Below are 12,008 nucleotides of genomic sequence, written 5' to 3' on the forward strand. Positions count from 1 at the left end.
AGGTTAGTTGGTTGTTCGCGTAGCGTGGCCTTTTGGCCAAGGTTAATTGGTTGTTCGCGTAGCGTGGCCTTTTGGCCAAGGTTAATTGGTTGTTCGCGTAGCGTGGCCTTTTGGCCAAGGTTGATTGGTTGTTCGCGTAGCGTGGCCTTTTGGCCAAGGTTGATTGGTTGTTCGCGTAGCGTGGCCTTTTGGCCAAGGTTGAAAGTTGATTGTTAACAGTCAACCTAAAACCTAAGAGGATGTTTGAGAAGTACCAAATGTTTGGCATCAGCCACGATTATCCCCCAAATCTGGGAGACTTTGAGCCAAATTACCCCAAAATTTGGGGGGCTAGGGAGCGGTTTCGAGTAGCATCCAACACTTTTAAAACTGCCTCTAAAACCTAAAACCTAAAACCTAAAACCTAAAACCTGTAACCAACCTATAACCTGCAACATTCAACCAACCAACATTCAAGCAACCTGCAACATTCAAGCAACCTGTAACCAACCTACAACCTGCAACATTCAACCAACCAACCTGCAACATTCAACCAACCAACCTTCAACCTTGGCCAAAAGGCCACGCTACGCGAACAACCAACCAACCTTCAACCTTGGCCAAAAGGCCACGCTACGCGAACAACCAACCAACCTTCAACCTCCAACCAACCAACCTTCAACCTCCAACCAACCTGTAACCTGCAACTTAAAAAACTAACCAATGACAAGCAATATAGGTCAAAAGCCTCCTTTGTGGCGGGATGACCGATTTTGGCGCATTGCCATACAAGTCCTATTTGTGCTGGTGGTGATTGGGGTCGTGGCATGGCTCGGCACCAACTTAAGCCGAAATATTCAGCGACAAGCGATTAAATTGGGGTTTGATTTTCTGCAAGATCAAGCCAAATTTGGTATTGGCGATACTCCCATTCCCTACAAAGCCACTGACCCCTATAGCTATGCTTTATTGATCGGACTGGCTAATTCATTGCGGGTGATGGTGTTTGGGATTATCCTGACAACTATTGTTGGTATTACCGCCGGGATAGCTAGTTTTTCTGACAATTGGCTAGTGAGTAAGCTGAGTCTGCTTTATGTGGAAATAGTGCGAAATACACCACTGCTGCTGCAATTGCTATTTTGGTACTTTGGGATTTTCTTCCAACTGCCAAAACTGTCGGAAAAAATTCAGTTACCTGGGTCGATATTTTTGAGCAAGCGGGGAATTTATATTCCTTGGCCCCCCTTCACCACCCAGCTGTTTCTGTGGTTGGTGGTTTTGCTAGTCGGTGCGATCGCAGCAGTTTTAATCTGGCAGTGGCGCACTAAAGTGATGGTAGAACAAGCACAATCCGGTCAGCCGCAGTTAATTGCTTTAATTGCGATCGCAATTGCTGCTGTCTTAATTATCATCATCGGTTTTGGTTGGCAAAGACCCCAAGTTCTCGACACAGGTAATATTGAAGGCGGACTCCGGCTAACTATTGAGTTCTGTGCCTTACTAGCTGGTCTAGTCTTTTACACCGGTGCATTTATCGCCGAAATTGTCCGAGCTGGAATACAGTCAGTACAGAAAGGACAGTGGGAAGCAGCAAGATCCTTGGGACTTAAGTCAGGATTAGCTATGCGGTTAGTTATTTTTCCCCAAGCCTTGCGGGTGATTATCCCTTCCCTAAACAGCCAATATATGAACCTAGCCAAAAACTCTAGTTTAGCATCTGCTATTGGCTACTCAGATATCTACTCCATTGCTCAAACCACCTTCAACCAAGCCGGTCATGAAATAGAAATAATTGTGGTGATTATACCCCTGACCTATCTAACCATTAACCTGATCATTTCTTTCGTGATGAATCTGTTGAATCGGACAGTTCAATTGCAGGAAAGATAATTGGTTAACTGTTAACTTATAACTAGATAATGACTACTGTTAATTCTCAACCTCCTGAACTAGCACCACCCCCTGAACTACAGGTTAATCCAGTTACCTGGATAAAGAAAAATTTATTTAATACTTGGTATAATAGCATACTAACGGTTAGTGTTTTATGGTTTCTATTCGTAACCGTTAAAGGCTTGATAACATGGGCAACTACTGAAGCCCAATGGGATGTTATTAAGCTTAACTTCCGTCTGTTTTTTGTAGGAACCTATCCCGCCACCGAAAACTGGCGTCCATGGTTGATTCTGGGGATTATTGTGTTCCTATCCGGGATAACTTGGGGAGTTTTAGCAAGAAATGTTCCCACTCTATTTAGTCGCAATGTGTTAATAGCTCTAGTGATCAGTGCTACTATCTTAGTGCTATTTCCAGTAGCAATTCCCTATCGCTTATTGCTCTTAGGAATAGTAGTGTTACTGGTAGCTAGTGCTTGGGGAGCACAACAGGTTGCTAAGACTCAACCTAAACTGGGGAATTGGTTACCTTTAGCTTGGTTTATTGCTTTATTAATCTTCCTGTGGCTTCTCGGAGGAGGACTCGGACTAAAACAGGTATCCACTAATCAATGGGGTGGTTTGTTGCTGAATGTCTTAGCCGCAGTGGTCAGTATTTTAATCTGTTTTCCCCTAGGTGTATTACTAGCCCTAGGACGACAAAGTACCTTACCAGTTGTGCGCGGCTTCTCTATCCTTTACATTGAACTAATCCGAGGACTACCGCTGATTGCAATTTTGTTCATGGGACAAGTAATTATCCCACTATTTCTACCACCAGGAATGCGACCAGACCGGGTGTTACGGGCAATAATCGGTCTGACTTTATTTAGCGCTGCTTACCTAGCCGAAAATGTGCGAGGAGGACTGCAATCTATACCTACAGGTCAAATCGAAGCTGCCAAAGCATTGGGTTTAAATACTCCCCTATCCGTAGGGCTGATTGTATTACCTCAGGCACTCAAAGCTGTTATTCCTGCCATTGTCGGTCAGTTTATTAGTCTGTTTCAAGACACCACTCTCCTATTTGTTGTAGGTCTAGTGGAGTTGCTTGGTATCGGTGATTCTATCTTTGCCCAAGCCAAATTTGAAACCCCCTATCAAGAAGTATATTTATTCGACGGAGTCCTATTCTGGTTATTTTGTTACGCCATGTCCACAGCCAGCCGACGTCTGGAAAAACAATTGAATGTAGACCATTGAATTTAGACCATAAATAGATTAGGCATTAGCTGAATCGTTACGGTTAAAGGTGAAAAGTAGAGCCTTGACAACTGAAAGCTGGATGTATCACTGGCAACCTGTAACCTTCAACCTGCAACTTTCAACCTGTAACCTTCAACCTGTAACCTTCAACCTGTAACCTTCAACCTGCAACCTTCAACCTGTAACCTTCAACCTGTAACCTTCAACCTGTAACCTTTAACCTGTAACCTTTAACCTGTAACCTTTAACCTGTAACCCAATCCAACCTTACTTAAGGGAAAAGAATCATGACCAATCAACAACCGATCACTGCTCCTCAAGACCCAGTCAATTCCGGAGATACTGAATCCATGATCATCGCTCAAGATGTTCATAAGTGGTACGCCAGCAACCAATTTCATGTTCTGCGTGGTGTCAGTCTAGAAGTCAAGAAAAAAGAAGTAGTAGTGATCATGGGGCCTAGTGGGTCTGGGAAATCCACCTTTATTCGGACATTTAATGCTTTAGAAGACTATCAAAAAGGAAAAATTATTATTGATAGCATTGAACTCTCCCATGACTTGCGAAACATTGATACCATTCGCAAGGAAGTGGGGATGGTGTTCCAACAATTTAACTTATTTCCTCACCTGACTGTACTGCAAAATGTCACCCTTGCTCCCATTTGGGTGCGCCGCTGGAAAAAGGCAAAAGCTGAAGAAATTGCCATGCAGCTGTTAGAGAAAGTTGGTATTCTCGAACAAGCCAAGAAGTATCCCGGTCAACTGTCAGGGGGACAACAGCAACGGGTAGCTATTGCCCGTGCTTTGGCAATGCAGCCTAAAATTATGTTATTTGATGAGCCTACCTCAGCTCTCGACCCGGAGATGGTGCGAGAGGTACTCGATACCATGCGATCGCTTGCTGATTCTGGGATGACTATGGTTTGCGTTACCCACGAAGTAGGCTTTGCTAGAGAAGTCGCAGACCGAGTGGTATTAATGGCTGATGGGAAGTTGGTGGAAGAAAGTACACCTCAGGAATTTTTCAACAATCCTCAACATGAACGTACTAAGCAGTTTTTATCCCAAATTTTATAGATATATTTATAGATATAGCCCTGGTTATAGATATAGCCCTGGGCGCTGCGCTATATACCATTGATTATACTTACGAGGTACAGTCAATTTTATTACCCCTGCTCCCTACTCCCTACTCCCTACTCCCTCTTAGAAGGTATATAACCTTCCACAACATAATCCGATCCTAGCTGACGCCAACTCACTCGTTCTAAGGTTAGAGCGTCAGTCATGAGTGTCAAGCCCAAATCTCCTACCGGTGAGGGACCACCTTGACCACCGATGATTTTGGGAGCAATAAAGGCTACGATTTTTTGGACTGCACCATCTGCGATCGCATTTGCAGCTAAGATACCACCACATTCCCATAACACACTGGAAAGCTGCCTTTCATATAAATATCCCATTACTTGAGAAGGCGTCAGGGGATTCAATACCACCACCTCTACACCCTGGTTGACCAGATGTTGATATAAATCTCCCTCAGTTCCGACCTCTGTAAACACCAACGTCGGTACATCATCCGTTTGCCAAACACGAGCATCTCTGGGTAAGTCGAGGGTGCGACTCATGATCACCCGTAGGGGATTCGGTGCGTTTGGATTGTGACTAGTCAAATTGGGGTTATCCTGACGCACCGTATTACCGCCCACAATCACTGCATCGCAAGCTGATCGCAGTTGATGCACCCAACTGCGGGACTTTTCCCCTGTAATCCATTTGCTGTGACCACTAGTAGCAGCAATTTTGCCATCTAAAGTCATGGCATACTTGAGAATTCCCAATGGACGCTGGTAAAGAATGCGATGAATAAAGCCTTCATTGAGCTGACGGCAAGCAGCCTCTTCCACACCTACCACCACTTCAATCCCAGCCGCCCTTAACCGTTCAATACCTTTTCCAGATACCCGTGGATCAGGGTCCACCATCCCCACCACTACTTTAGCGACTCCAGCCCTAATTAACGCTTCTGTACAAGGAGGGGTTCTACCATAGTGATTGCAAGGTTCCATATTCACGTAAACTGTTGCGCCCTGGGCATTTTCCCCAGCCTCTGAGAGGGCAAACACTTCCGCGTGAGGTTGACCAGCAGCGGGATGAAACCCTTCCCCAACAATTTCCCCATTCCGGACAATTACACAACCGACTAAAGGGTTGGGTGTAGTACGTCCCTCGGCTCGCCTTGCTAGTTGGATGCACCGCTGTATCATGGCTTGCGCCAAAGGAGTTTCAGGAAAAGATGTCACAGGAGAGTTGTCCATTCGTCGGTTACTATTAGCCATTTAATATTAATTATTTAAATTTAGTTAGTTGATACTAGCTAGTTAATGTTAGCTGGTTAATATTCATCGATTACTATTGAGATGTTATTTGTAATCATTTAAATTTATCAGTATTTAATCAACTTTAACTCTAAACGTCAGCAAATCAAAATTGCTCACCAACAGCTCAGCCCAACTAATTACTTACAAACTAATTAGGGATTGCTGAATAAGTCGGAACCCTTGATTTATCAATGTTTTGAGGACTATTCAAGATTCATAAACTGCAACAAATAAGCCGAATCCCTATCAAAACTAATGCACTTATTGAACTGATGGGAGTAAAAGTTCCACCCGGTTAAACCTCAAAAACCTCTTGCCTCTTGCCTCTTGCCTCTTGCCTCTTGCCTCTTGCCTCTCCTCACCAAAACTTTTTCAGCAAGCCCTAATTACTTAACTGTGGCACCTGCCAGATTTTGATTATCTTTTTACCACCACTAGTAGCAATTGTCTGGCAATCAGGACTAATCGCAAAATATTCAATTGGATTTGGAAAACCCTTTATGGTATAGATTAGTTTTTCATTAGCAAAATCCCACACTTTTATCGTTTTATCTGCACTTCCACTGAACAACTTCTTACACTTAGCACCGATAGCTAGTTCTTCCACATAATTGGTATGATCATTTAGACTGTTGACTTCTTCCCCAGTATCTAGATTCCAGACTTTGATAGTATTGTCAGCACTAGCACTAAACAATCGTTGTCCATCCGGACTTATAGCTATAGAATTAACAAAGCTCTTATGACCTTCGAGAGTCCGGATCTCTTTCCCAGTGTTGATATCCCAAATTTTAATCGTCTTATCGGCACTAGCACTAAATAGTTCTTGCTCATTCTGACTAATTAATAAAAAGTTAATTGAACTTTTATGACCTTGGATAGTGCGGATTTCTTGTCCCGTTTTGATATCCCAAATCTTAATCGTCTTGTCGGCACTAGCACTAAATAATTGTTGTCCATCCGGACTAAACGCTAAATGATTAATATAACTTTTATGACCTTGGAGAGTGTGGATTTCTTCTCCCGTTTTGATATCCCAAATTTTAATGGTCTTATCGGCACTAGCACTAAATAATTGTTGTCCATCCGGGCTAATAGCTAGATAATTAACAAAGCTATTATGACCTTCGAGAGTGTGGATTGCTTCTACCGTGTTAATATTCCAAATTTTAATCGTTTTATCGGCACTAGCACTAACTAATAATTCGCCATCTTGACTAATGACTAGATAATTAACCCAACTTGAATGAGCAGTAAAGGTCTTAGTGTTAACTACAGATATTTCTTGAGATTTTCTCAGGGAAGGATTGTAGGCTTGATACAATAGCCAACCACCAGAACCAAATAAGCCAACCACCAGAGCCAATATCCCTCCTAACCACCCTCTTTTTATTCTTGGAGGTGTTACAACTTCCGTTTCTATAGAAATATTGGGTTGAGATTTAGTTTGAAATCTTTGGTTGGTTGTACTCGCTTCTATATTAGTCTTAGCCTCTGAAATACTAATCAAAGAATAAATATTAGCTAGATCATTTAAAATTTGCTGAGTCTTCTGAGGTCGAGCTGCTGCCGTTGGTGCCATCAAACTATCAATAAAGTCTGCTAGCTGCTCAGAGATTTGAGGAGCATGCTCACGCCAATGAAATTGATCATTTAACGGATCATAAACACTCTGATCGGTGACTGATTTGCCAGTCAGTAAATAAACAAAGGTTCGCCCCAGAGCATAAAAATCGGACTGTGGGACTGCATAGCCTTTTTCTTGCTCTGGGGGAGTATAGCCATGGGAACTAATCTTGGTAACACTGCCTCCACCACCAATTTCCGCTAGGTAGGTATAGGTCAACTCTCTAGCGGTGCCAAAGTCAATCAATACCAGTTGCCCATTGGCACGGAGCATGATGTTTTCTGGCTTGATATCGCGATGGAAATAGTTTTCTTGGTGAACAAGATGTAAAATCTCTACTATCTGCTTTAACCATTTAAGGGCTTGCGGTTCTAGAATTTGGTGATTGCCTTGTTGCCTCATCCACTGCTTCAAGTTAAGTCCATCAATTTTCTCCATGATGATGCAATGCAGGGGCTCCTTACTATGTCTAGGAAAAAACTGAAAGTACCCCTCTGGATCGATTTGAGGGATACCGGGATGAGTCAGCTTGCTCAATACAGCTGCCTCTTGGCGAAATAGTTCAATAATTCTCGATTTCGAGTTGTGCTCTGGCTTAAGCACTTTTAAAATTTTTGGTACTGCTCCGTTGTAAGCTTCGTAAACCTTACCAAAGCCACTTTGGTCACTTAACAGGCGCATCACCCGATAGCGACCTTGTAATAACAAATCTGAGCCACAATGGCGACAAACCAGATTCGTCATGTTCCCTGGGTCATCTGGCTGAAGGCACAGGGGATTGATACAGTAGCTCATGCCTAGCTACAAAGAGATAGTGGTCTTATCCCAATATTAGGATGGGGGTCTTGAATTAATCTACTCAAAGCAATATTTTCCAAATTACGCCCCTAGTAGCTCAACAGCAGGATTAAACAGATCAAAATATAGGTTTTTATAGAGTCAGCTAGCAAGCAAAACTACCCACATTCATGGGGGAGATGTAGCCAGCGGTAGGAGCTTTTAAGCTCCGTGATGCTCTCTGTGATTCTCAATATAACGCCTAACTGTTTCAGAGCTGACGTTACCGGCAGTACTGACAAAATAACTTCGAGTCCAAAGGGAAGGGAGTCTAAGCAGGATTGGAAACTCTTGTCTGAGATATCTTGATGACCTTCCCTTAACTCGATGTACTACGTCTTTGGCAGATAGGCAAGGGTAGGCATTAACAAACAGATGAACGTGGTCAGGCTGGATTTCAAGGCTGATTAACTTGCAGTCGAGGTCTACCAAAACTTCCCAGATGATTTCCCTTAACCGCTTCTCAATGTTGTCCACAAGTACCTTCTTTCGTCGCTTGGTAATCCAAACGATGTGGTAGTTAACCAGACTCACTGAATGTCTGTCATGCCTGTATTGTTGACCCATTAATCGGCTAGAGTGTAGATATAAATATTATATCAACATAAATGTTAGGTTGTCAGCAAAATCTAATCAACAACCCAGAAGTGTTGCCAGTTCTAGAGTTCATCTGCTCCGAGTCCAACAAATTAACCAACTGCGGCATCTATCATGCTAGACAGTTGTTTTTCAAGACCAAGCGCTTCATCAATAAGTTTGAACTGAACTATGAGATGAAAACAACCAAGAACCCGCACTACCAGTTCATGCACTCCCAGGCAGCACAGCAAGCCCTGATCAGTGTCGCTGAATCCTTCCGGTCATTCGTCGGATTGCTCAAGGCGTACACAGAGAAGAAAATTGATAAACCCCCACAGTTGCCTAAGTACCGAACCAAAGGTGGGCTGGAAGTTGTCAGCTATCCTAAGCAAGCACTGAAACTGACTGACCAAGGAATCAGGATTCCTCTAGGAAAGCGAGTTAAAGCCTGTTTCGGAATGCAGTATTTCTATCTGCCAATGCCAGCCAACTTAGAATTCAAGAAAATCAGAGAACTCCGGATATTACCCAGGAACGGATGCTACTATGCAGAGTTCGTCTACAACACAGAAGAAATTCAGGCAGATGTTGATGTTGATAACTGTTTAGGGATTGACGCGGGTGTAGACAACTGGTTAACCTGTGTCTCGAATCTGGGTGATAGTTTCATCATCAATGGTCGAAAGTTGAAATCTCAGAATCGTTGGTACAACAAAGAAGTAGCTCGGTTAAAGACTGGTCAACCGCAAGATTTCTGGAGTTCCCGGTTAGCTGCTATCACTGAGAAGCGGAACCGACAGATGAGAGATTCCAGGAACAAGACCGCAAGACTATTGCTGAACTATTGCCTAGAACATCGTATCGGCAGAGTGGTTTGGGGTCACAACAAACAGCAGAAGCAAAAATGTAACATCGGGGACAAGAACACTCAGAATTTTGTTGAGATTCCAACAGCCAGACTTAAAGACAGGTTTCAGCAACTCTGCGAACAACACGGCATTGAGTTTGTAGAAACTGAAGAATCCTACACTAGCAAAGCTAGTTTCCTAGATGGTGATGAATTGCCTGTATTCGGTGACAAGCCGGAAGGGTGGAAACCGTCTGGGAGACGAGTTAAGCGAGGTCTGTACAAGACATCTCAGGGCTGGCTAGTTAACAGTGACGCTAACGGAGCCGCAAACATAATCACAAAGGTAGCCACAAGGTTAGGCATCGACCTAACTAGAGTGGGTAGGGCTGTTTTGACTCAGCCGAGACGAATACAACTGTATGCTTCCACAACCTCAGTATAAAGGTCTGAAGAATCCCCCATCTTTCAAGTGGGGGAGAAGTCAAATGCTAGTACAAACTTGCGGTCATGGAATGCAATTGTTGCCTAGTTTTGCCTAAGTCCTGCTCCAGTTACTTAGGGATTAAATTCGTTATTTATAGTCAAATAACTAAAAATAGCTAGAAACCGTCAATAATCAACATACTTCCCCCAAAGAATACAAAATGGTATCAATGTCCCCTCAAGGAGGTGGCAATCTACACTAAAGCTGGTAAATTGTAAAGAAGTATGTCAAAAAGCCCAGCCCAGCCCAGAACTAATCTATGAACTGTGTTGCTGCCCCAGACAGGCAATTATCGCGATTTTACCTGCCTCAAAATACAGTCCCCTACTTGCAACAACTGACCGTATTCTGTGATTTTGACGGTCCCATTGTTGATGTTTCCAATCGCTACTACACCACGTACCACCTAGCACTAACCGATACTCAAGGGTTTTACCAAGCTAAAGGTATAACCTTACCGATCCAGACCATGAGTAAACAGCAGTTCTGGCAAATGAAGCAAGAACGCATCCCTGACGAGGAAATTGCTATGCGCTCAGGGTTACGAGGGGAGCAAATCGATTTCTTCTTGGGGCGTGTGATCAAGATTGTGAATCAATCTGCCTTATTGAACAAAGATCAGCTGCAACCAAACGTAAACTGGGCATTAGCTCTGCTGCATTCTTATGGCATCCGACTCGTTCTGGTGACATTGCGTTGCACATCCCAGGTCAAACAGATATTGATAAATTACGGTTTAACTCGTCTTTTTAGCGGCATTTATGGGACAAGAGAAAACCACCATGCTTATCAAAACTATGCTCAGGTCAAACAGGAACTTCTCCAAGAAGCCCTGTCTGAGCATAGTACTTCATCCTACACCGAACAATCTCCGCTGGCTGAACCATCAGTATCTGCTTGGATGATTGGTGATACAGAAGCCGATATTCTCGCAGGACAAGCCCTCTCAATTCCCACCATAGCTCTTACCTGTGGCATTCGTTCTGAATCATATCTCAAGCGGTTTGAACCCACTCATATCTGTAGCGACCTACTTTGTGCCACCTCTTATCTATTAGAACTCTCTAGAGCTGTTGGCTCTACCGAACTTGCTCTTTAAAAGCGATGCAGTGGCCCAACCGGGGTTTCCCGCACTCGCGCTTTGCATCAAGACACTGTTAGGAAATAATTAGTACAATCCTGATTGAGCGGGAGTTTTAGTTTTTGATATAATCTTTTTTTATAAATCAACCGCCCAATCATAATTAGTGAGCAATAAGCGTGGTTTTATGGATACTAGGTGCGGCAGAGCCATAACCTTAAACCTACTAACCTTGGCCAAAAGGCCACGCGATCGCGTTCAACCTTCAACCTTGGCCAAAAGGCCACGCGATCGCGTTCAATCTGCTAACCTTGGCCAAAAGGCCACGCGATCGCGTTCAACCTTCAACCTCCAACCTTCAACCTTCAACCTTCAACCTTGGCCAAAAGGCCACGCGATCGCGTTCAACCTTCAACCTTCAACCTTCAACCTTGGCCAAAAGGCCACGCGATCGCGTTCAACCTTCATAAAGCATTAGGATTGCTCCATTGAATTGCACCACTGCCACCATCGATTGAGTGGATAGTAGACGACTGGTGCCCAAAGACTACTGAGAATGGCAGAACAGATGGCAATACGCTGATGGTCTGTCCAGATTTGTGCTAATTGGCGAGAGCCTTGAAAACTATGCTGAATAGCGGTCACTGTTTCCCCAACAATCGCCATACCAAAGACAATTAAAGCTACTGAAATAAAATCTTCCTGAATATACCGCTGCTTTTGAATTAGAGCAGTCAAGATCCCCACGATCACAAGGCTATAGACATGGGTAGGTTCAGGGAATGTCATACCATCTTGCACTAACCCCAATACCAACCCTGCGAATGCTCCTTGAAACACTGTGCGTTTAATGCTCCAAGCAACAACCCAAATCAACAGCCAGTTGGGAGCAATTCCCAGTAATTCCATTCCCGGTAAACGTGTCAGTAATAAGATTGAGCAGAGGATAACTGAAGTAACTGTCACTGCCCAATTGATTGTTCGACGAACCCAAATAGAAAACTGAGACGTGTTGGTCATTGTTGATTAGTCATTGGTGATTATT

Annotated in this window: 11 protein-coding genes; 7 read left to right on the forward strand and 4 right to left on the reverse strand. The window is 43.6% G+C overall.

The window, feature by feature from the left end; all coding sequences use genetic code 11:
* Window positions 1-549: 549 nt before the first annotated feature.
* The 4 genes from F6J90_RS33070 (at window position 550) to F6J90_RS33085 (ending at window position 4,201) form a co-directional block, all read left to right on the forward strand.
* Window positions 550-699 carry a hypothetical protein gene (locus F6J90_RS33070; protein WP_293103798.1) on the forward strand — a complete coding sequence of 50 codons (150 nt, stop codon included), beginning with the start codon at window positions 550-552 and terminating at the stop codon, window positions 697-699.
* A 3-nt stretch (window positions 700-702) separates the two neighbouring features.
* Window positions 703-1,872: an ABC transporter permease subunit gene (locus F6J90_RS33075; protein WP_293103801.1), complete on the forward strand. Its 1,170-nt coding sequence runs from the start codon at window positions 703-705 to the stop codon at window positions 1,870-1,872.
* Window positions 1,873-1,901: 29 nt separating this feature from the next.
* Window positions 1,902-3,119: an amino acid ABC transporter permease gene (locus tag F6J90_RS33080; RefSeq protein WP_293103804.1), complete on the forward strand. Its 1,218-nt coding sequence runs from the start codon at window positions 1,902-1,904 to the stop codon at window positions 3,117-3,119.
* A gap of 290 nt (window positions 3,120-3,409) precedes the next feature.
* Entirely contained in the window at window positions 3,410-4,201 is a 792-nt protein-coding gene (locus F6J90_RS33085) for an amino acid ABC transporter ATP-binding protein (protein ID WP_293103807.1), read from the forward strand.
* A gap of 119 nt (window positions 4,202-4,320) precedes the next feature.
* On the opposite strand, the gene ribD is transcribed toward F6J90_RS33085, so the two are convergent.
* The 3 genes from ribD to tnpA all read right to left on the reverse strand — a co-directional run bounded on the left by ribD (window position 4,321) and on the right by tnpA (window position 8,536).
* Complete coding sequence (gene ribD / locus F6J90_RS33090) at window positions 4,321-5,442, reverse strand: bifunctional diaminohydroxyphosphoribosylaminopyrimidine deaminase/5-amino-6-(5-phosphoribosylamino)uracil reductase RibD (RefSeq protein WP_293103810.1); 1,122 nt, start codon at window positions 5,440-5,442, stop codon at window positions 4,321-4,323.
* A gap of 445 nt (window positions 5,443-5,887) precedes the next feature.
* Window positions 5,888-7,927, reverse strand: a complete 2,040-nt coding sequence (locus F6J90_RS33095; protein WP_293103812.1) for a serine/threonine-protein kinase — start codon at window positions 7,925-7,927, stop codon at window positions 5,888-5,890.
* Between the two features lie 204 nt (window positions 7,928-8,131).
* Window positions 8,132-8,536 carry an IS200/IS605 family transposase gene (tnpA, locus tag F6J90_RS33100; protein WP_293103815.1) on the reverse strand — a complete coding sequence of 135 codons (405 nt, stop codon included), beginning with the start codon at window positions 8,534-8,536 and terminating at the stop codon, window positions 8,132-8,134.
* 41 nt (window positions 8,537-8,577) lie between these two features.
* On the opposite strand from tnpA, the gene F6J90_RS33105 reads away from it, so the two are divergent.
* The 3 genes from F6J90_RS33105 (at window position 8,578) to F6J90_RS33115 (ending at window position 11,441) form a co-directional block, all read left to right on the forward strand.
* On the forward strand, window positions 8,578-9,840 hold the full coding sequence (locus F6J90_RS33105; protein ID WP_293103817.1) for a transposase: 1,263 nt from the start codon (window positions 8,578-8,580) through the stop codon (window positions 9,838-9,840).
* Between the two features lie 301 nt (window positions 9,841-10,141).
* Entirely contained in the window at window positions 10,142-10,981 is an 840-nt protein-coding gene (locus F6J90_RS33110) for an HAD hydrolase-like protein (RefSeq protein ID WP_293103820.1), read from the forward strand.
* A gap of 169 nt (window positions 10,982-11,150) precedes the next feature.
* Window positions 11,151-11,441, forward strand: a complete 291-nt coding sequence (locus tag F6J90_RS33115) for a hypothetical protein (RefSeq protein ID WP_293103823.1) — start codon at window positions 11,151-11,153, stop codon at window positions 11,439-11,441.
* Here F6J90_RS33115 and mreD read toward each other — a convergent pair.
* Complete coding sequence (gene mreD / locus F6J90_RS33120; RefSeq protein WP_293103825.1) at window positions 11,438-11,983, reverse strand: rod shape-determining protein MreD; 546 nt, start codon at window positions 11,981-11,983, stop codon at window positions 11,438-11,440. The two genes, F6J90_RS33115 and mreD, sit on opposite strands and share 4 nt — an antisense overlap.
* Window positions 11,984-12,008 lie beyond the last annotated feature (25 nt).

The organism is Moorena sp. SIOASIH (assembly GCF_010671925.1).
Classification (GTDB): domain Bacteria; phylum Cyanobacteriota; class Cyanobacteriia; order Cyanobacteriales; family Coleofasciculaceae; genus Moorena.